Source organism: Anaerovibrio lipolyticus DSM 3074 (assembly GCF_900141865.1).
Lineage (GTDB): Bacteria > Bacillota > Negativicutes > Selenomonadales > Selenomonadaceae > Anaerovibrio > Anaerovibrio lipolyticus.
Genome location: NZ_FQYW01000011.1, coordinates 79,236 through 101,728 on the forward strand (window position 1 = coordinate 79,236; position 22,493 = coordinate 101,728).

A 22,493-nucleotide genomic window follows, 5' to 3' on the forward strand; every position below is an offset into this window, starting at 1 on the left:
CTCCTACCTGTCTTTCAAAGCTGTAATTATCTGACGGGCGATAGGAGCCGCTACGGTTCCACCGCCACCACTATTTTCAACAATTATGCAAAAGGCTATTTTCCCCTTTGGAAGCTCAGCTGCGCCAATAAACCAGCCGTGGTCTGCCCCTTGGGAATTTTCTGCAGTACCGGTTTTGCCAATAACCCGGACACCAGACACTGCCGCTGCCCCACCAGTACCATTGGTTACAACATTCTCCATAAAACCGCCAATTATGTTGGCACGCTTTTCAGAGGTAACATCCATCCATTTCGACGGAGAGGCTTTTCTTATTACCAGCCCTACTGGAGAAATCACTTCCTCCACAAGATATGGAACCATAATCTTGCCATGATTAACATAAGCACTGGCCAGCATTGCCATCCGCAGAGGTGTTACCAATGTCTCCCCCTGACCGATACCAACCTGGGCCGTATCCCCATCACCAAGAGATGAAAACTTTGGCAAATGGCATTTGCTTTCATTAAACTCGCTGTTAATCGGAGTGGTAAAACCAAATCTGTCAAAGGCACTCTCCAACCCTTTTCCATGCATTCGCATAGCCAGGGTACCAAAGGTAACATTACAGGATTCTGTAAGAGCATCCTTCAAGATAAGATTGTTACCATGAACTGCCCCGTGGCTTTCGCCTATATATTCATTGCCAATCTGCAATTTGCCGTTGCAGTTGAACTTCTCATTTAAGTCAGTAACTTTTTCATCAAGGGCTGCATCAGCTATCAGCACCTTAATGGTGGAGCCGGGAGGATAAAGGCCTTGGGTAGCTCTGTTTAGGAGTGGGCTGTCTTCCCTTGCTGTGAGACTTTTCCAGTTGCTCTCCACATCTGTAGGATCTACAGTAGGCTTGCTCACCATGGCAATTATGGCTCCAGTCTCTGCATTCATAACCAACACAGCCCCCCTATGGTTGCCCAATGCCTCATAGGCCAATTGCTGAATGTCTGCATCCACCGTCAGCTTCACATTATTGCCCTGGGTTGACTGCATTGCCTGGCCTATTGGCCCCAACATCTGTAGCTGCTGTGACTGACCTGTAAGATCATTGCCTGCCACAGACTCAATACCATCACTGCCTATGGTCTCTCCAAGATACCCTGTTACTGGTGCCATTATTTCACCATAAGGGTAGCTTCTTTCTCCCGGCTGAGAGCTTTTTGCCAGCTCCCGTCCATTTATGTCGAGGATTGCTCCCCTTGTTATATCTAATGCCGCATTGCCACGACGGTTCATAGGATTTGCCGCCAAGGATGGTGCCGCGATAACCTGCAAGTAAACAATATATCCAAAAAGACACAGGAAGCATGCCATCATAAAAAGACTGCAATGCAGAATATATTTTTTTATATCTTTATGCCCCATGAACCTTTTCCTTCTTTGATAATGACAATAAAAGACCTATCATAATAAAGCCTGATACCATGGAACTGCCGCCATAGCTAATAAATGGCAGAGTAATGCCCGTAAGAGGCAGAAATTTTGTGACGCCGGCGATAATGATAAAGGCCTGGGTGAAGAGAGCTATGGAAAAGCCCGCGGCTACCAGTGTGTGAAGCTCCTTTTTGCAGTTCATGGCAATCATAATACCACGATAAAAAAGCATCACATATACCATCATAATCACGGTACAGCCTAAAAGCCCCAACTCCTCAGCCACAGCCGAGAAAATAAAATCCGTATGAACCTCTGGTATAAGGCCTGGATGACCATGTGTAAAGCCCGTGCCCCAAACACCACCAGCAGCAAAAGCAAACAGGGACTGAACCACCTGATATGCCTGCCCTGCTGGATCTGCCCAAGGATCAAGCCAAATATTAAAGCGGACCTGCACATGGGAGAAAAAAGCATAGCTGACTGCAGCTCCCAGACCGAAAAACAGCATAGCTATAAACACATAGGATTTACTGCCGGTCCCCATATAGGTCATAAACACTGCCATACAGAAGAACAACAGGGCTGAGCCCAAATCACGCTGAACTACAAACATAAGGATAGCGATGCCCCAAATAACCAAAAGAGGAGCAATAAATCTTATTGGCGGCAAATCAAGAAAGAGAAATTTACGTTTTGCCGCATTCAGCATTTCCCCATGGTCAGAAAGAAAGGCTGCCAAAAAAAGCACCAGCAGTATTTTGCCAAACTCTGAAGGCTGGACAGAAATAGGTCCCAGTACCAACCAGTTCTTGCTGCCGCCGATTTCCACACCGAAAAGCAGGGAAAGACACAATACCACCAAAGTACATATTCCCAAAATGTACTGATACTGCATCATATTTTTCAGCTGACGGGAGAAATACAAAACTCCCAGCATTACAACCATGCCAATCATCAGCCATCTTAGCTGAGGTACGCATAGTATAGGCTTCAACCTTGCCAGCATAATTATGCCCAAGCTTGAAAAAAACAGCACCATGGGAAACACCCATATATCACTGCTATACCTTCCCTTGACAAGAAACAGCTGAATGACAATCCCCATAACAGCCGCCCCCAACGCCCAGGGCATAGGCGAATAATCTATATTTGGATACTGGTTCAGCATTATAATTCCCAAACCAGCAAACATAATCAAAAAATCAACTGCCACCAAAAGCAGGCTTTTAGTTTTCATTATATTCCACCACTATTGCTGAGATATTGTCCAAACCACCGGCAGCCTTGGCCTGCTCCACCAATACTGCCGCCTTGTCTGGGCAATCCCCTTTATCAAGAGTCGCCTGAATATCAGGCAATGTCACCATATTGGTAAGACCGTCAGAACAAAGCAGGAACACATCCCCGCTCTGCAGTCCCATCTCACCGGTATCCACCTTTACCACAGGGTCTACTCCCACTGCTCTTAAAAGCATATTCTTGTTGGGATGGTCCTTGGCCTCATCGGCAGAAATGCTGCCATTGGCCAAAAGCTCCGCCACATAGGTATGGTCGCTGGTTATCTGCTTAAGCTCACCATTTCTGAGACGATATAATCTGCTATCCCCCACATGGGCCCAAAATGCTGATTTTTCCTCAATGTGAAGTAGGGTGGCGGTAGTACCCATACCACTTCTTTCAGGATTTTCTTGGGTACATTCAAAGATGGCATCATTGCCATCAATAACCAAATAACGAAGGCCGTCCTGATCAAGGATAGTGTCCTCAGATGACAGTTTGTTTTCCACAGTTGCCGTAAAAATATGGCTGGCTATTTCACCGGCCACATGACCACCCATACCATCAGCCACCACAAATACATCTTTAGGTCCGACTAAAATGCTATCTTCATTTAACTCTCTAACTAATCCGATATCAGTAGCCTGACTAACCTTTAACAAATCTATCACCTCCCGAACTCAAATGTAGCCGAGCCTACAGAAATCAAATCCCCGGACTGCAGATACTGACGCCCGGTGATAGGCTCGTTATTCACATAGGTTTTATTGACACTGCCCATATCCTCTATTACATACAGGTTGTTCAAAAGGGCTATTTCCGCATGATGATGAGAAGCAAAGCTGTCGTTTAATACGATGTCGTTATCGTTCCCCCGACCAATGCTGATATGATTGGAAAAGGCAAACCGCTGTCCCACCATACTCTGATCAGCAGCCTCCAGCACTGTCAGCACCGCTTCCACATTGGAAATTTCCGTAACTGCGTATATATCCTCCACCACATGCTGACTGTCCTTTTTCATAAACTTCATCAGCTTGTAGACAAAATACAGTAATAATAGAAGCAACCCATATTGAAGGGCAATGCCCAACGTCTTAATTACTATTGCAGTTCCCTGCATATCAAATCACCTCATACACCAGCACCGTCTCACCAATTCGTATTTCATCCCCGGTATGAAGGAGCTGTGGTGACACTACCGTTTGTCCATTTACAAAGGTACCGTTAAGACTTTCGGCGTCATACAATATATGACGATGCCTTTCATAGGTAATAAAAGCATGGACCCTGGAAGCATTGGTATCAGTAAGAATAAAATCGTTATTCACCCTTCTGCCAATATATATTTGCTTTTCTCCAAACTCCAAATATGAATCTATATCAGGCCCCTCTATTGCCAGCAGACTTACTGTCTTGTGCTCCACCGGCAGGTTAAGAGGCGGCTTGAATTCTGATTTGTTCAGCACAATGGTATGGCACTCAGGCACCTCAATTGGCTGCTCCATTTCTCCGTAGCTGTCATCCACAAAGGTTCCCTTCACCTCACAGGTTCCCTTTTTGAATTCCTCATTGGCATTGAGAGTAATTTCCAGCTGCCCATCCATAAAACAGTCATTGGAAATAATCATCTTTTCCACCATGACATAAAGCTCATCAAGAAATCGACGGGCACAAAGTCGCTGATAGTCATCAGGGGCCATTTCCACATAATAAAAATTAGGCACAATCAGACCTGTCTGACTCTTGCGCCTTTTTCTGATTATTTCTCGCTCCAGCTGCTTTATGACCTCAGTTGGTTCCAGGACAGAGCTCAGCTTGCGATTAAAAAATCCCTCTATCTTTTTTTCCAGAAAAGACTCCAGATTTCCTATAGACATAATAGTCCCTCCTAAGCCTTACTAGTCTTAATTTTACATCTTAAATCTATACAAGTAAATAAGATAATCCGCATAAAATCAGCTATCTCAGCCATTATCCAGGTGTCTGTTTCTCAACTGTCCGCAGGCAGCCTGAATATCATTCCCCATTTCCCGGCGAACTGTTACCGTAATATGGTGCTTGGCCAGGTACTTCTCAAAGAATTCTATTCTCTCCGGGGAGGGACGATTCCAATTCCGTTCCACAACGGGATTTATCGGTATCAAATTTACTGAAGCCAGCTGTCCCTTCAGCAGCTCCACCAATTCCTTGGCCTGCTTGGCATTATCATTTACCCCATCTATAAGAATGTACTCATAGGTAACCCGGCGATGGGTCTTTTCACCATAATACCCTCCGGCCTTTACCACATCAGCCATAGGATACTTGCGATTAATGGGCATAAGCTCCGAGCGAAGGCTGTTCTCTGGTGCGTGTAGGGAAATTGAGAGATTAACTGGTATCTCCTCCTGGGCCAAACGATAAATGTTGGGAACAATACCAGAGGTGGATAAGGTTACACTGCGGTAGCTCATTCCAAGACAATAATCCTCATGGAGCAATCTTATATATTTTAGAACATTATCATAATTAGTCAGTGGCTCACCAGAACCCATAATAACTATGGTATCTACCTTTTCCCCGGACTTTGACAGCATATCATTTATGTAATAGGTCTGGGCCAGCATCTCTCCCGCAGTAAGGTCACGGACCATGCCGTGAAGAGTTGAAGCGCAAAAGGCACAGCCCATATTGCACCCCGCCTGGGAAGAAACGCAAATACTGTTTCCGTAGGGCTGGCGCATAAGCACCGTTTCCACCCCCACCCCATCAGAGAAATTAAGGAGAAACTTGGATGTTCTGCCATCGGCAGAATCAAGCTGATCCACTCTGGCAGCACGGTCAATAACGCACTCCGTAGCCAGCTTTTCCCTCATACTCTTAGGAAGGTTTTGCATTTCATTAAAATCAGTAACGCTTTTCTTGTACATCCAATCCGCCAGCTGCTTGCCGCGGAACTTTGGCAATCCCCATTCCGTAAGAAGCTCTGTAAGCTCCTCCAATGTTTTGCCGAAAATATTAACCATGATGATTTATTTTCTCCTCATACATGAAATAAAGAATCCGTCTGTACCATCACGCTGAGGATACAGCTGAACCATTTCATCATCCCTTGGTACAGGCAGTCTCTCCCCGGCATTTTCCAAAGTAAATTCCTTGGCCTTTTCCAAAAATGCCTTAACTACATCCTGATTTTCCTCGTGAGCTATAGTACAGGTACTATACACCAAAAGTCCCCCTGGCTTTACTGCTGCTGCAGCACTTCTGAGAATTTCCAGCTGCAGCTTAGGCAGCTCCTTTATAAGCTCAGGAGATTTACGCCATCTGGAATCAGGCTTTCTTCTGAGAACTCCCAAGCCAGAGCATGGAGCATCCACCAAGACCCTATCTGCCTCTTGCGGAAATTCCTGCCAAATTTCTCTGGCATCAATAAGCATTGGATCAATAATGGTGACACCAAGGCGCTCTGCATTGCTTCTGACTCTTTCCAGCTTATGCTCATAAATATCACAGGCCACAATGCGTCCACGATTTTCCATCATGGCTGCCATGTGGGTAGTTTTTCCTCCCGGAGCACTACACACATCCAATACCAGCTCCCCCGGCTGTGGATCCACCACATGGGCCACCAGCATGGAGCTTTCATCCTGGACCTGGCAATAACCATCCTGAAGCACCTGCAAATCATCAAGGGAACCATGGGACTTAATAATAACTCCCTCTGGAGTGAAGACAGACTGCTGACAATCCACCCCCACTGAAATAAGCTGAAGCATAAGCTCTGAACGGTTTGTCTTCAGTGTATTGGCCCGTACAGAAAGCGGTGCCTGCTGATTATTAAATGCACACAGCTTTGCCGCCTCATCATAGCCAAATTCCTTAATCCAACGGCGAACCAACCACTCGGGATGCTGCTCCGTAAGGGCCAGCTGAACAGTGGCATTGCCCTTTCCCTCTGGAAATGCCCCCTTTTCCGGCTCTCTTACCATGGTACGCATTACACCATTGACAAATTTGGCAACCCCCGCATGGCCGAATCGTTTAGCCAGCTCCACAGACTCATTGCAAGCAGCGGAGTCAGGCACCTTATCCATGTATTTAAGCTGATAAACGCCCATGCGCAAAATATCCCTTATAATCGGGCTGACCTTGCTTATGGGACGATTAATATACCTTCTGATAATCCAGTCCAGAGTTTCCCCTGCCTTTACGGTACCATAAACAAGCTCAGTAACAAAACGACGGTCCATATCACTAAGACCGCCCTTGCGTAGCTCCTTGGCCAGAGCTACATTGGCATAAGCCTCCTGTTCATGGACCGCATTTATAATTTTCAAAGCCGTTTCACGTGCTTTATCCATTTAATTCTCCTTTTCCTGGCTGACAGCATCAGACACAGGCAAATCTATAATATCCATAATGACCCTTTTGAACTCCTCAACATCTACCTTAGTATTGAAGCATGGACCATTAGGGCGAATATTCATAACACCTACTGAAGGAATAGGGTATACATCCTGGATACCGCTGGCCAAATCTCGCTCGCAGGCCACAGCCACAACCGCCTGTGGTCTTATTTCCATAACCTTTTGACGGGCCAGGGTTCCACCCGTTACCACGAAGAAATGAAAGCCGATTTCTTCAGCCAAGGTTACCAAATCTCCAATATTACAACCACCACAACGCTTGCAATTATTGGGATCCGTAGTTATCTTATGGGGACAGGTGCTCAGCTGCAAGCAGTGGGGTGTCACCACCAATAGCCTGTCAGCCGGCACCTTTAAATGACGATTACCTACAATGGTATTACTCACTGCCACATAGGATGCCTCTATGCGCCGACGATCAATCCCAACGATTTTTCCTGCCGAAATAACAATATAATAAAGGACATTCAAAAGGGTATAGGTCTGCTTTTTAAAAATAGTTGGCAATGGCCAACCTTTTATGCCAAACACCATTCCCAAAATGCCAAAGCCAATAAGGAACAGGATTCCTATCATAGCCGCCGCAAAGGCAGGGGCCAGATGAGGATTTATATTATTAAGACCAGGAAGGGTTATAAACCAGACTCCTGCACATATTATCAGCATAATAATATAGGTTATGCACAAAAGACTGATGAAAAGTCGCTTCTTAGCCTTTTTTACCGTATATTTCATAACTTATCCTCTGGGAAAACAACATTAATTAAAAATCAATCCAGCTTTTACGCCATTTCCCCGAACAAAATCACCTGCTGACATGCGTTTTTTACTAGGTGGCTGAATCTCTGTGATTTCCACAGCCCCCTTGCCTGCAGCAACAATAAAGCTCTTTTTGGTAAGCTCCAGCACCTCACCCGGATTACCGGACTTATCATCTCTCACCTTGGTGCTCCACACCTTGTAGTTTTTGCCGTCCAACAAGGTCCAGGCCACTGGCCAAGAGTTAAGGCCACGCACGAGATTGTGAACCTCCTGGGCCGACTTGGTCCAGTCGATATGACCGGTTTCCTTGGTAAGCATTGACGCATAGTTGGTAAGGCTGTCATCCTGTTTTTCCGGAGTGATAGTCCCAGCCATAAGCCCATCAACAGTATCTGTCAACAATTTGCTGCCCATAACAGCCAGCTTATCGTGAAGCTCCTCTGTAGTCATATCCGGTGTAATCTCTATTTTACTCTTAAGAAGCATATCTCCGGTATCAAGGCCCGCATCCATCATCATGGTGGTTACGCCAGTTTCAGTTTCCCCGTTAATAATGGACCAATGAATAGGTGCCGCACCACGATATCTAGGCAACAAAGAAGCATGAACATTTACGCAGCCCAGGCGAGGAATGTCCAAAACCTCCTGGGAAAGGATTTGACCAAAGGCTACCACCACAATAAGATCAGGATTTAACTCCCTTAACCTTGCCACACATTCAGCTGTCTTTATTTTCTCTGGCTGCCAAACAGGCAAACCATATTCCAGTGCCTTAACCTTTACTGGAGAAGGTGTCATTTTCTGACCTCTCCCCTTTGGACGGTCAGGCTGTGTAATAACGGTAAGCACTTCCGTCTTTTCCTGCATTACCTCCAGACAACCAACGGCAAAGTCCGGAGTTCCCATAAAAACAGTTTTTAATTTGCTCATTTGTTTTCTCCCTGCTTAATGGTCTTGGCCACATCAATAAACAATGTACCCTCCAAATGATCCAGCTCATGCTGAATGCAGCGTGCCATAAGTCCCTTTGCTGTAAGATGCTTTTTCTTGCCCCAACGATTAAGGTAATCAACGCTAACCTTCTCCGCACGTTCCACATCGCCAAATACATTGGGCACACTTAGGCATCCCTCCTGGCCGATCTCGGTGCCCTCACGACGTGTAATCACAGGATTCACCATTTCCACCAGGCCATTGTCGTCACCAACATCAATTACCACCAAACGTATGGACTGACCCACCTGTGGCGCAGCCAAACCGACTCCATCCGCCTTATACATGGTCTCAGCCATATTTTCCATCAGCTTTCTAATTTTGCTGTCAACCTTCTCTATTGGAGCGGCAACCTGTTTTAAAACAGGATCACCAGCTTTTACTATATCTAACAGTGCCAACTGTAACACCCTCCTATTTCTCTATATCCGTCTAATTTTATCATATTATGAAAGGAAAGTCCAAACTATACCATCTCAGCAAACAAATGCCAAAAAAAGGGAGCACTGTCAACGTATCTGAACAGTGCTCCAAAATATTTCTAGGGGTTAGTATAGCAAATTAGCAAAATGGTTATTTATTACTCTTTACCAGCAAGTCTCTTGTAGTTAGCGAGTCTGGTTTCAGCATCCTTCTGAGTCTTCTCGAAGAGAGCATCAGCAGCCTCTGGGAATGCACGCTTCAAGCTGTTGTAGCGAACCTCACCCATGAGGTAATCCTGGAACTTGCCGAAATCTGGCTCCTTGGAGTCAAGGCTGAATGGGTTCTTGTCAGTGCCAACCAGCTCTGGGTTGTAGCGGTAGTTAGCCCAATAACCGCATTCAACAGCACGGGCTGCTTCCATCTGGGACTTGCCCATACCAATCTTGATACCATGGTTGATACAAGGAGCATAACCGATGATAAGGGATGGTCCTGGATAAGCCTCAGCCTCTGTAATAGCCTTCAGAACCTGATTCTTATCGGCACCCATGTTAACCTGTGCTACATATACGTAGCCATAGGACATAGCCATCATGCCCAGATCCTTTTTCTTGGTTCTCTTACCAGTTGCAGCAAACTGTGCAATGGCAGCGGTAGGAGTAGCCTTGGAAGCCTGACCGCCAGTGTTGGAATATACCTCAGTATCGAATACGAATACATTTACATCCTCACCGGAAGCCAATACATGATCCAGACCGCCGTAACCAATATCATAAGCCCAGCCGTCGCCGCCGAAAATCCACTGGGAACGCTTAACCATGAAGTCGCGGTTTTCATAAATCTTGTTGAGAAGCGGATCATTACCCTTCTCAGCTTCAAGAGCACCAATCAGATTCAATGAACGCTCACGGGTACCCTCACCGCAGTTCATGTTGTCCTTCCAGTCAATCATTGCATCCTTTAATGCAACAGACAGCTTGCCGGACTCAATAGCTGCAGTAACGTCTGCTGCCAAGGCCTCACGAACAGCCTTAACACCCAGGAACATACCAAGACCATACTCTGCGTTGTCCTCGAAGAGGGAATTAGCCCAAGCAGGACCATGACCCCAAGCATTCTTGGAGTATGGCATTGCAGGAGCAGATGCACCCCAAATGGAGGAACAGCCTGTAGCGTTAGCTACCATCATGCGACCACCGAAGAGCTGAGTGATGAGCTTGGCATATGGAGTCTCACCGCAGCCTGCGCAAGCGCCGGAGAATTCAAGACAAGGAGTCTCAAACTGAGAACCCTTAACAGTAGTCTTCTTCATAGGGTTAGTCTTAGGGCTAACCTTTACGCCATAATCGAATACAGCCTGCTTGTCAATCTGAGTAGCGATAGGCTTCATAACAAGAGCCTTCTCCTTGGCAGGGCAAACAATAGCACAGTTGCCACAGCCAGAGCAGTCAAGAGCAGAAATAGCCATGGTGAAGTTCAGGCCCTTGGTGCCAAGAGCTGGCTTGGAGGTAAAGCCCTCTGGTGCAGCATCCTTTTCCTCATCAGTTGTGAGAACTGGACGAATTGCAGCATGTGGGCAAACAAATGCGCACTGATTACACTCAATACACTTGGTAACATCCCATTCAGGAACGTTAATTGCAATACCGCGCTTCTCGTAAGCAGCAGTGCCGGATGGGAAGGTACCATCTGCATGGGCAGCCATCTGCTTAACAGTAATCTTGTTACCTTCCTGACGGTTAACTGGCTCCAGAATCTCCTTAACGTAAGCTGGAACATCAGACTTGCATTCTTCCTTGGCATCCTTTGCATCAGCCCAGTCAGCAGGAACATTTACAAGATGAAGTGCATCAATACCGGCATCAACAGCGCCATTATTCATATCTACGATATTCTGGCCCTTCTTGCCGTAAGAAGTTACAATAGCATCCTTCAGATAGCCAACAGCCTTCTGAAGTGGAATAATATCAGCCAGCTTGAAGAATGCAGACTGCATTACCATATTGAAACGTCCGCCAAGGCCCAGATCCTGAGCGATCTTAACAGCGTTTACAGTGTAGAATTTAATATTGTTCTTGGCAATGTAGCGCTTCATGGAAGCAGGCAGCTTCTCAGACAGCTCATCGTCAGACCAAAGTGTATTAAGCAGGAAGGTACCGCCTGGCTGTAAGCCTGCCAAAAGGTCATACTTATTTACATAAGACTGCTGGGAGCAGGAAATAAAGTTTGCATTATCAATAAGATATGGAGAAGCGATTGGAGACTTACCAAAACGCAGGTGGGACATGGTAATACCACCAGACTTCTTGGAGTCATAAGCGAAGTATGCCTGAGCATACAAATCAGTCTTATCACCGATAATCTTAATAGCAGACTTGTTGGCACCTACAGTACCATCGGAACCGAGACCCCAGAACTTACAAGCAGTGGTTCCTTCTGGAGTGAGGTTAACATGCTCTGGATATGGAGCAAGAGATGTATTGGAAAGATCATCAACAATACCAATGGTAAAGCCATTCTTAGGTGCATCCTTCTTCAGTTCCTCAAATACGCCGAGGACCTGGGTAGGAGTTACATCCTTACCACCTAAGCCATAACGACCGCCAACGATCAGTGGATGACGATGGCTTGCATAGAATGCAGTACGAACATCCTGATACAGTGGCTCACCAAGAGCACCAGGCTCCTTGGTACGGTCGAGAACTGCAATCTTTTCTACAGTAGATGGAATAGCCTTCAGGAAATGGTCTACGGAGAATGGACGGAAGAGATGAACTGCAACCGCACCAACCTTCTCACCCTTAGCGTTGAGGAAATCTACACACTCCTGAAGTGTCTGGTTAATGGAACCAATAGCGATTACTACGCGCTCAGCATCCTTGGCACCATAGTAATCAAAAATATGATGCTCACGGCCGGTAATCTTGGCCATCTGGCCCATAGCCTCTTCCACGAGCTCTGGCAAAGCATCATAGGCTTTGTTTACAGCCTCACGGCCCTGGAAATAAATGTCATCATTCTGAGCAGTACCACGAATTACAGGATGGTCAGGATTCAGAGCGTTGCGACGGAAAGCATTTACTGCATCCCAGTCAAGAATCTTGGCCAAATCATCATAATCAACCACTTCAATCTTCTGAATCTCATGGGAAGTGCGGAAACCATCAAAGAAGTTCAAGAAAGGAATCTTGCCCTTGATAGCAACCAAATGTGCTACAGCAGCCAAATCCATTACTTCCTGTACAGAGGATTCTGCCAGCATAGCCACACCGGTCTGACGTGCAGCCATAACATCCTGATGATCACCGAAAATATTCAGTGAAGAAGTAGCCAGTGCACGAGCAGATACATGGAATACACCTGGGAGCATCTCGCCGGAAATCTTATACATATTTGGAATCATCAGCAGCATACCCTGAGAAGCAGTGTATGTGGTGGTCAAAGCACCAGCCTGCAGGGAACCGTGAACTGCACCTGCAGCACCAGCCTCGGATTGCAACTCAACAATGCGTACCTTCTGACCAAAAAGGTTCTTCTGCCCCTTTGCAGCCATCTCATCAACATGCTCTGCCATTGGTGAAGATGGGGTGATAGGATAGATAGCAGCCACATCGGTAAATGCGTAAGACACATAAGCCGCAGCTGTATTACCATCCATAGTCTTCATTTTCTTGCCCATACTTGATTAACTCTCCTCTCATAACACGAAATTTACCCGAATACCAATCAAGTAACAATAACATCTATAACAATATCCTTATAAATGTTTTACAAATTCATTATACATCTAACCATTTATTTTGTAAAATAAATCGCTTTTTCTTTTTATTTTCGCACAAATGAAAAGAAACCAAAATAATTTTGAACAAAATTTCAGTTTCTTGGTAATAATCATCAGACAAATATATCTTATTTATACTTATATATGAATCTAATTATGTAAAAAAGGAAAAATAAAAAAAGCTGGATTCGAAAAATCCAGCTTTAAATGCAATGGTCGGAGCAGCAGGATTCGAACCTGCGACCCCCTGGTCCCAAGCCAGGTGCTCTACCAAACTGAGCCATGCCCCGTTGTCGACCCTTGTCGCGTCAACATTGATAATAATACTACAATCTCCATTGCTTGTCAACAAATTTTATTACTTTTTATTTTATTACTTCTGCCAATAATCAAGGCTATCAGTAATCCCAATATCCTTGGCATAAAATACAGGATCCTTCCCTTCATTTCTCTGGCTTTCGTAATCTCTGAGACATGCCATTGCCTGACTGCCCAAAATAACGATTACAGGCAGGTTGATGATGGCCATGCAGCCCATAAGCACGTCTGCCAGATTCCACAGAAGATCCATACTGAGACCGGCACCTACAAAAATAACCAGTGCAGCAAATGTACGATAAACGGTCATAAACAGCTTCCCAGGCACCTTGCCGTTTACATAAGCCAGACAGTTATCTACATAATAAAGATTACCCAGCAATGTAGTAAACGCAAAGAGCAGCATGGAAATTGTCAGGAACACACCGGCACCAGAGCCCAGGGTTGCATCAAGGGATGCCTGAACGAATGGGGCACCGGCCAATTCCTTGGTAGGAGCCACACCGGAGCTCATGCACAGAAAAGCAGTAGCAGTACAGAGAATCATAGTATCAATAAATACTGAGAACATCTGAACAAGGCCCTGCTTTACAGGATGGGAAACATCTGCTGCAGCTGCGGCATTTGGCGCAGAACCTACACCTGCCTCATTGGAGAACAGACCGCGCTTGATACCAAACATTACACAGGAACCGGTGAAGCCACCAAAAATTGCTTCAAAATCAAAGGCCTGAGTGAAAATAGTGTCAAAAACACTTGGCAAAAGGCCAATGTTCATAATCACTACGATTAATGCTACGACAACATAAATAAGGCCCATAAGAGGAACCAATGCGGAAGTAGCCTTGATAATTCTGCGGCCACCACCAAAGATACACCATCCCACAAGAACTGCCAGGACTCCACCAATAACCCATGGTGTGCTGGCAGGGTTGTAGAATGTGAATCCAGAGAATGTAGATTGGAGGTTATATGCACACAGCATATTAAAACCAACACCATAAGTACAAATCAGTGCCAATGCAAAGATAATTGCCACAAATCTGTTATGAAGGGCACTCTCAATGTAATAGGCCGGGCCACCATAGCTGGAGTGTTCACCGCGCTTCTTATACACCTGAGCCAAAGTGCTCTCCACGAATGCAGCTCCGCCGCCCAAAAATGCAGCCAGCCACATCCAAAACATGGAACCAAAGCCGCCCAGACACAGTGCTGTGGAAACACCAATGATGTTACCAGTACCAACTCTGGAAGCAGTGGAAACCATCAAAGCCTGGAAGGATGATACCTTCTGTCCCTCTTTTTTCTCCATGATAACCTTCAACGTCTCCCCGAAAAGACGAATCTGGACAAATCTGGTCCGTAGTGTGTAATAAAAACCTACGCCCAGAATCATGACAATCAACAACTTGCCATACATGAAGTTAGAGATTTCTCCAATTAACGCATCCAACATTTTCTTATCTACCCCTTTTCCTTTTAAAAATAAATATAAATTTCCCTATTCAGGGAAAAAATCCCCTAAAGTTTCTTTATCCTCAGACTTACCCACGTAAGAACCTATCAAGAACAAAATCAATGAAACAGTAATACCAATGGTTATCTGGTGAAGCCCCATAATCTTAAAGCCCATGCCCTGAGCAAGGCAATAAAGCACTGTCCCCCCCACCATAGAAAGCATGGCTCCGGTCTTATTTGCCCTTGGCCAATAAAGCCCCAGCAAAAGTGTCCAGAAGAAAGCAGTTTCCAGACCTCCAAAAGCAAACATATTAATAAGCCAAATAAGGCTTGGCGGGGTCATCGCAATAAAAAATACTATGGCACCAATGACTGCCGTTGCCAGCATGGACAAGATACGCAGCTTGCCATCTCCCGGCTTATTGCCCTTTCTCTCCTGACGATAGAGATAAATATCCTTAATAATTGCTGACGAGCCTACCAACAGCAAACTGCTGATGGTGGAAATGCTGGCAGAAAGGGGACCAATTATCGCAATACTTGCCAAAGTGGCTGGCATTGCCGTTACCACGATGCGCGGAATAATGCTGTCAGTTCCGCCATAATCAGCAGGAGCCCCCGTCATCACTCCCTGTCCCAGAATACCAGTGAGATTTACACCAATATTCATAAAGCCTACCGCGAAAGTACCAATAAGCATGGCTCTAACCAGACTTTTATTGTTCTTGAAGGCCAAGCCCCTTACCACTGACTGTGGCAGTGCAATAGTACAGATACCCACCAAAATCCACTGGGTAAGATACAAGCCATAAGGCATCTTGCCGCCGGAAAGTGGCTCCAGCATATCGGGACGATTTGTTTCCAGATGTGCCACTATGCTGTCGTAGCCGCCACCGGCCTGAAGAACAAAATATACCAGCATCATAATGCCAATCATCATCATTACAGCACAACAGGTATCCGTAATGGCCACTGCCCTAAAGCCACCAATGGTGGTATATACCACTACCATGGCACCAAAAAGAATCAATCCCGTCACATAGCTATACCCGGTCACCGCTTCAAATAGCTTGGCACCGCCCACAAACTGGGCAACCATAGTAGCACAAAAGAACAAAACTATAATAAATGCAGAAATCTCTGCCAATAAATCCGACTTATACCGATGACGAATAATATCAACCACCGTTACCGCATTAAACTTGCTGGCCAGCAATGCCACCCGCTTGCCGAATATGCCCAGCACCAAAAATACCGCAGTTACCTGAACCACAGCCATATAAACCCAGCCAAAGCCCACATTCCAAGCCACGCCAGGCCCACCGACAAAGGAGCTTACGGAGCTGTAGGTGGCAACAGTAGTCATGGCAAGAACAAATCCACCCAAGTCCCGATTGCCAATGAAGTAGGTCTTGACAAAATTATTCATCAACCCTGACTGCTGCTGATGACGTACATAGAAGCTGATACCAATCATAAAGGCCATATAACCTAAAAGAGGTAAAAGCTGACTTATATCGCCATTCATGGCTGTCCCCCCTTTCGGGAAGGAGTACCATCTGTTTCCAAATCAATGTCCTTGAAAACAAAGGTAGTAAGCAGCTTTACCAAAACCATGGCAAAAATCCACACGCCGAAGGTTCCGGCAACAGCCCAAAGCGGCAGTCCAAAAACCTTAATATCCACACCAGCCAGACCGAATCCGGCCAACACCCAAAAGACAATCAAAATCAATAGGGTTATGCCGGTCCACATGGCTTCCCTGCGAATCTGAAGGTATTTTTCTTTTTCTGACATACAAAGCACCTTTCTGTAGAACCTGGCCATAAAATTAAACAAAGCTTGTCCAACCAGTGTCCTCAACACCTGTAATTATACTATGCCTTCTTAAACTTGGCAAAAATTTCGTCTATTTCAGGACCTGTAAGCTGATATTTCTCCACCAGCTTGTCTGCCAGTGCCTTAATAGCTTTCTTGCCTTTTTTTACAATTTTCAAGGTGTTTTCGTATTCCTGCTGTATTATTTCATTTGCCTCTTCATAAACCTTCACCGCCGCCGGACTTACAGAAAGGGTTTCCAATGGTATATAGGCCCGAAGCTGTTTACCCATACCTAGATTATTAACCATCAGAACAGCATGAACAGTAGCATTTTCCAAATCGCCGCTAATACCGGCATTGACCCCTTCCTTTTCCCCGAAGAAAACCACCTCAGCTGCACGTCCCGCCAAGCTAACACGTATCTTGTCAACATACCACTGACGATTGTAGTTCTTGGAGATTTTTTCATTTACCTTCGGCTTGGTGTAGCCACCGTATTCCTCCCGGCCCACAATAGTTACAAAGGATGACTGCTCACCGGTAAGCCACAAAAGATAAGCATGTCCCGCCTCGTGCACTGCAGTGGCAAAATAGTTAATCTCCTCCCAATCATGCTTTTGACCAAATGTCAGCTCGTCAAGGGCGTCTGAAAGAATATCACTGTCCACCTCTTTTTGCTGCTTTAAGGCCATACGGGTAGCCAAAGAAATAAACTCATTAATATCCGCTATACTATGTCCAAAAACACGATCTGCAATATTATTGATAATGGTATCAGGAATTGTTGTTATTCCTTTATTGTTTAGGGCTTTCTTGATACCAGCAATACGTTCATCACGGTCAGGCAAACGAACATATATCTTGTGCTCCAAAAGGTGCAGCAGCTCCGGATCCAACTCAGAATTTTCATCAGAAACAGTGGAATGGGACCAATTCATAGTTCCCACAAATAGTACCGGGGAACCGCAATTTTTTATATCCTTGATACCATTAATAAATGTTCTTACAGCCCCCAGTCCACAGGCCTTTATCAACAGGTCAAACTTCTCTATCAGAATAACCGCCGGTGCCTCACGAATGGCCTTTTCAAAAAGATCCTTTAATAACTGGCAGGCCCCCTCAGGCGTAAGGTCAGCCAATCTTGATGGAGTTATCATCAACAGGCTGGCCTCTGCCTCAGTAGCCAACGCCCTGGCCAGAGAAACCTTCCCTGCATCAGCGGAACCAAAGAGCAGAACTCCCCCCGGCACACTGTGATATTTCATCACAAAGGCCTCAGGATTAACCAAATACTCCTTCAGGTATTTTAAATCCTCTTTGGCACTTGTACCTCCCACTATATCATCAAAATACCGTGGTTCCTTCTCCTCCTCAAGATACTCATCCACCGGATCCGGTCCCTTTAGGGTTTCAAAATCGAAATCATAGAAAATTACTTCAGCTGTCTTGCCATCATCAGAAATCTGCTGAGCCGTGTTATATTTTACTATTAAATCCTCCCGTTGAAGGGCATCATAGTTCTTCTGAATAAGGGTATCCCGTGCAACCAGCAGCATTTCCGCCTGGGCGTGTTCACGGTCCACGGAAAGATCCACAGTCCCCCGAGCCCCTTTTTGCATAAAGGTAAAGTAATCCGCCATGGTAATGTTGTCGTGCTTAATGAGGTAAACTGGCAGGGTTGGAAGATTCTCACGAACAATTTCAAAAACTCCAAGACCTACTGACACCTCATCGTCCAAGCTCAGCACATTAAATCCCCTGTCTTCCACTCCTTCCATAAGGTCCACCACCACAAAGGAAAGAATAGTATTGGACAGGGTTTTCACCGCCTCATCAATACTGGTGACAAAAATGTAATCTATAAATTCATTTTCCAGCAGACATTTATACTTTTCCCTGTCTGCCACCAGCAGCACCTGAGGCTTTTCCTTGTAATTGAACAACGTAGCCATAGGGCTCTCCAGCTCAGGACGCTCCACCGTGAAAATAATTTTCTGGATTTTTGTAAGAGCATCTGGTGCCAAATGACGGCTTAATTCATAAAACTCATTTTTAAGAAATGCCCTGCTGAGAGGCAATACAGAATTGGCATCTATCATATCACACTGATTAAACAGACACAGATTCAGCATATCCGGGTCCAAATCCATATCATAGCCATACTCATTTTTTATTTCATTGGCAAAGTCAAAAAAGCTCTGCTCCATGAGCTCCAGCAAATGGTTAACCGCCATGTCCTTGAAGAAAATGATATTTTCATTATTAAAATATTCGTAGAAGAAAATAATAGGAAAATCAGATTCTTCCAGCTCCTTGGCAAAGGAGCCCAAAATCACTGATTTAGGCAGCATGGAGCCAAGATTGTCATTTAGATACAGCTCCGCCCCTACATGGGTAGTAAAAATAATGATACTCTCCCCAAAGGATATCGACTTTCCCGTAGAGGCATCCACCACACGGCCCGTTTCAATGATCTGGCTTATAGCAGAAACCACCTTTGGACTGGCCTTTTCTATATTTTTCAGAAGCAAAATGCCGCTGGGATTTTCCTCCACGAATTTTGTAATCCTACCAGTCTTTTTGCTGCCGCTTACGGTATTAACCAAATCCTTGGCAAAGGTTTCAGCCGCGTTCATATCCAGATTAATTTCCAAAATACTGCGCTTCAGTACATCTGCCGTAATATGAGCCAGACGGGACTTGCCGATACCAGGAGGCCCCGATAGCAGGAAAATATTATGAAGTGTCTGCCCCGATGATTCAGGAATAAACTGGCCCTTAAAAATTCCCTGAACGAAATAATGTATGGCTGCATCCTGCCCCTTAATATTGGCACATAACGTCTGGTAAAGGGTCTTGGTATTCTTGGATAGCTCCACCAGCTCTTTTTTCTTGTTTCGCTTCATAATAATCCCCCTTGGGTACAATATTGTCCTTTATTCAACTGATAAGCCATCCTCCTTGGTCCATGATAGCTCCAAGAGGGATGGCTAATCTAAATTATTTCATTTCTTTACCCTTTTCCCGGAGGATTCTATTGCTCCGGCTGGGCACACCAGCAAGCATAAGTGGCATCCTATACACCGCTTAGGATCCAAAATAGGCTTTCTTTCCTTCATGGTTATGGCCTGATGTCCACCGTCTGCACAGGATATGCGACAGCGACCGCATCCGATACACTTATTTCTAAGGAATTTTGGATAAACAACCGTGTCCCGTTCCAGAGAATCCGTGGTATTGCTGACATGCTCCAAGGCCAGCCCCACTATATCCTTTACACTGTTATCGCCTATTACCCTTAGATAATAATTAAGCCCCGCCTTTAAATCCTTGATTATCCTATAGCCATATTGCATTACAGCGGTAGTTACCTGTACTGAGCCTGCCCCCAGCAGCATAAACTCCGTGGCATCCTGCCATGTCTCAATACCTCCCATACCACTAATATGAAGGCCAGAGATATTCGGATTTTTCCCAAGCTCCGTAATATATCTTAAAGCTATAGGCTTTATTGCATTACCACTATATCCCCCCACCGCAGAGTCATTACCTACCGCTGGGCTGGAAACATAAGTATCCAGATTTATACGCATAATACTTTTAACGGTGTTGATAGCCGAAATTCCCTTAGCGCCGCCCCTTTTGGCTGCCTCTGCCGCTTCATTCATAGAAGCCACATTGGGGGTCAGCTTTGCCAAAACCGGAATTGTTACTCCACGGCAGGCCGCTCTGGTAAACCGTTCCACAAATACAGGATTTTGTCCAATATCTGAACCAAGACCACCTTCCATCATGTTTGGACAAGAAAAATTAAGCTCTATTGCATCCGCCCCATTTTCCTCACAAAGCCGCGCCAAGCTCTCCCATTCTTCATCATCCCGGCCCATGATAGAAGCCATAAGAAATTTATTTGGGTAATCCCGTTTCAACTCCTTAAATATCTTCATATTTTCTACCACACTGTGATCAGAAAGCTGCTCAATATTCTTGAAGCCTATAATACTGCTGCTGCCACCGGTTATGGCAGAATACCTTGGAGATGCCTCGTGAATATCAAAATTGCATATCGTTTTAAAGGAAACCCCAGCCCATCCTGCCTCAAAAGCTCTGGCACACATATCATAATTGCTGCCTACAACAGAGGAAGATAGCAAAAATGGATTTTCCAAAGGTATGCCACAAATATCCGTCTGCAAAATGCTTTCATCAGCCAGCTGCTCCTTTGTTATCACTGGCTTTACTTCATTTCTAAGACGGGTAATCAGCCCTTTTATAGGCACCAGCCCCGGGCGAACACAGGCCTTTTCGCAGAGGGCATCACAAGCTGCACAAGCGTCTGTTTCCGGCAAAAAGGACACCGCATGATGCTCGCCTCCCAACCATATTTCTCTTAGCTTTTCACCTGGGTTAAGCTTGTATGGACACGCCTCATCGCAGGGTGCATTATCACACAGGGCACAATTTATCATATCCCGCCTTTTTATATTGGGCTGCAAAAACATCACACTCACTCCTACTTACACACAAAATGAGCCTTAAAGGCTACCACCCAGCTTTTCCAAAGTATTAATTACTACCACACAATCCGGCTGAACATGCTTCATTACAAATTCCATTTTGTCCAACGGAATGGCTACACACCCACCAGTATATGGCTTTTGTGGGCCAAAGGAATGGAGGAATATAGCCGACCCAGCCCCCGGAAGGCCCTCAGCATTATAGCTGATATTCATACAGTAAAGATATTGAGGATTATAATCCACAATACGTTCACTGCTATCCTTATCCAAGGCCGGCAAGCTTCGGATATCCACCATTTCATTATATTTCATGCCCGGACGAACATCTCCGGACCAATATATATTTTCATCCACCTGACGATAAGGGATAGCGCAGCCAGGATCAGGGGCAATGCCAAAGGCCGCATTGAAGCAGAATGTTCCTACCGGAGTCCTGCCATCCCCTTCCTTATTTTTTCCTAAACCATTTTTCCCAATAATTCCAGGAGTTGTCATTATCTCTTTCCAGTTACCATCCCAATCCCTTTCGTGCATAGAAACCCAGGCAGTAGTATCCCCTATGCCAGCCACCACAAAAAGCTGCTTTGCCTTTTGTGCCTCAGGAAGCTGCTGCACCCAAGCTGGAGATGCCTCGTAACTACCTTCAGTGTATCCCTTATAATTTGCCATGGCATTGCGCCAGCTATCCATAACCTCATCATTATTAAAAGCTACTGACACTAACCCAGGATTATTCTTAACAAATTCATCCCTTACATATTTATAGCCCCACTGTACCAATTCAGTCCACTTAGCCTGGTCCTCTTTCATTTCCTCTATAGTAGACCTATGATAACGCACATCCGTTGGGTGTCTGAATACATAGTACATACCAGATATATCCCTGGCAAAAATTTCCACACCGGACATATCATAACAAAGCATTTCATTTAATTGTTTTTCATTAATCTTGCCGATACTGAACAGCCAGCCCATGCCGTCATAGCGCATACCAGCTGCCCTGCTCTCCTCCACGGATTTCTTTTCTGATACAGAGAACAGTGTCCCTTCGTACTTATCAAAAATGGTAGTGGTCAATAAGTCATCCTTATACTTGTTGGGAACCTCAAGCCGATACCCATTACTGGTATAGAAGGTACTGTCCTTTGCCAATGCCTCTCCTGATGACAATGCCACCAGCACAACTGCCAACATCATTGCAGTCACTGTCGTCCTTAATATGTAACCTAAAAGTTTAACCATCATAGCACCTCCATAATAGTCTTATTATCTTGATATATTCGACCTTCATCTTCAAATACCTTTTTAGCAAAATAA

At 45.2% G+C, this 22,493-nt stretch carries 17 protein-coding genes and 1 tRNA gene; all 18 read right to left on the reverse strand.

The window, feature by feature from the left end:
* Window positions 1–3: 3 nt before the first annotated feature.
* Window positions 4–1,401: a peptidoglycan D,D-transpeptidase FtsI family protein gene (locus tag B6K08_RS07310; RefSeq protein ID WP_039211648.1), complete on the reverse strand. Its 1,398-nt coding sequence runs from the start codon at window positions 1,399–1,401 to the stop codon at window positions 4–6.
* A complete protein-coding gene (locus tag B6K08_RS07315) occupies window positions 1,391–2,650 on the reverse strand; it encodes an FtsW/RodA/SpoVE family cell cycle protein (RefSeq protein WP_039211646.1) in 1,260 nt (419 codons plus the stop codon). The genes B6K08_RS07310 and B6K08_RS07315 overlap by 11 nt, the downstream gene beginning before the upstream one ends.
* Window positions 2,640–3,362: a Stp1/IreP family PP2C-type Ser/Thr phosphatase gene (locus B6K08_RS07320; RefSeq protein WP_234985293.1), complete on the reverse strand. Its 723-nt coding sequence runs from the start codon at window positions 3,360–3,362 to the stop codon at window positions 2,640–2,642. The genes B6K08_RS07315 and B6K08_RS07320 overlap by 11 nt, the downstream gene beginning before the upstream one ends.
* Window positions 3,359–3,814, reverse strand: a complete 456-nt coding sequence (locus B6K08_RS07325; protein ID WP_027398027.1) for an FHA domain-containing protein — start codon at window positions 3,812–3,814, stop codon at window positions 3,359–3,361. The genes B6K08_RS07320 and B6K08_RS07325 overlap by 4 nt, the downstream gene beginning before the upstream one ends.
* A gap of 1 nt (window position 3,815) precedes the next feature.
* Window positions 3,816–4,571 carry an FhaA domain-containing protein gene (locus B6K08_RS07330; RefSeq protein ID WP_039211642.1) on the reverse strand — a complete coding sequence of 252 codons (756 nt, stop codon included), beginning with the start codon at window positions 4,569–4,571 and terminating at the stop codon, window positions 3,816–3,818.
* Between the two features lie 87 nt (window positions 4,572–4,658).
* The gene (gene rlmN / locus B6K08_RS07335; RefSeq protein ID WP_039211640.1) at window positions 4,659–5,699 is read right to left on the reverse strand and encodes a dual-specificity RNA methyltransferase RlmN; all 1,041 of its coding nucleotides are present in this window, start codon (window positions 5,697–5,699) and stop codon (window positions 4,659–4,661) included.
* Between the two features lie 6 nt (window positions 5,700–5,705).
* Entirely contained in the window at window positions 5,706–7,034 is a 1,329-nt protein-coding gene (rsmB, locus tag B6K08_RS13540) for a 16S rRNA (cytosine(967)-C(5))-methyltransferase RsmB (protein ID WP_039211637.1), read from the reverse strand.
* Window positions 7,035–7,835 (reverse strand): DUF116 domain-containing protein, encoded by an 801-nt coding sequence (locus tag B6K08_RS13545; protein WP_039211635.1) that lies wholly within the window; start codon window positions 7,833–7,835, stop codon window positions 7,035–7,037. It lies immediately after the preceding gene.
* A 24-nt stretch (window positions 7,836–7,859) separates the two neighbouring features.
* Complete coding sequence (fmt, locus tag B6K08_RS07345; protein ID WP_039211632.1) at window positions 7,860–8,792, reverse strand: methionyl-tRNA formyltransferase; 933 nt, start codon at window positions 8,790–8,792, stop codon at window positions 7,860–7,862.
* Window positions 8,789–9,256, reverse strand: coding sequence for a peptide deformylase (def, locus tag B6K08_RS07350; protein ID WP_027398021.1), 468 nt, complete (start codon window positions 9,254–9,256; stop codon window positions 8,789–8,791). Before def ends, fmt begins: the two co-directional genes overlap by 4 nt.
* Window positions 9,257–9,435: 179 nt before the next feature.
* Window positions 9,436–12,957, reverse strand: a complete 3,522-nt coding sequence (gene nifJ, locus B6K08_RS07355; protein WP_039211627.1) for a pyruvate:ferredoxin (flavodoxin) oxidoreductase — start codon at window positions 12,955–12,957, stop codon at window positions 9,436–9,438.
* A gap of 315 nt (window positions 12,958–13,272) precedes the next feature.
* Window positions 13,273–13,349 (reverse strand) — tRNA-Pro (locus tag B6K08_RS07360).
* Between the two features lie 83 nt (window positions 13,350–13,432).
* Window positions 13,433–14,833: an alanine/glycine:cation symporter family protein gene (locus tag B6K08_RS07365; RefSeq protein ID WP_080325828.1), complete on the reverse strand. Its 1,401-nt coding sequence runs from the start codon at window positions 14,831–14,833 to the stop codon at window positions 13,433–13,435.
* A 45-nt stretch (window positions 14,834–14,878) separates the two neighbouring features.
* Window positions 14,879–16,363, reverse strand: coding sequence for a sodium/pantothenate symporter (panF, locus tag B6K08_RS07370; protein WP_080325829.1), 1,485 nt, complete (start codon window positions 16,361–16,363; stop codon window positions 14,879–14,881).
* Window positions 16,360–16,632 carry a YhdT family protein gene (locus B6K08_RS07375; RefSeq protein ID WP_039209052.1) on the reverse strand — a complete coding sequence of 91 codons (273 nt, stop codon included), beginning with the start codon at window positions 16,630–16,632 and terminating at the stop codon, window positions 16,360–16,362. Before B6K08_RS07375 ends, panF begins: the two co-directional genes overlap by 4 nt.
* An 80-nt stretch (window positions 16,633–16,712) precedes the next feature.
* Complete coding sequence (locus B6K08_RS07380; protein ID WP_039209045.1) at window positions 16,713–19,562, reverse strand: AAA family ATPase; 2,850 nt, start codon at window positions 19,560–19,562, stop codon at window positions 16,713–16,715.
* A gap of 99 nt (window positions 19,563–19,661) precedes the next feature.
* Entirely contained in the window at window positions 19,662–21,158 is a 1,497-nt protein-coding gene (preA, locus tag B6K08_RS07385) for an NAD-dependent dihydropyrimidine dehydrogenase subunit PreA (RefSeq protein WP_080325830.1), read from the reverse strand.
* Window positions 21,159–21,191: 33 nt separating this feature from the next.
* Window positions 21,192–22,421, reverse strand: coding sequence for a L,D-transpeptidase family protein (locus B6K08_RS14060; protein WP_234985295.1), 1,230 nt, complete (start codon window positions 22,419–22,421; stop codon window positions 21,192–21,194).
* Between the last annotated feature and the right edge of the window lie 72 nt (window positions 22,422–22,493).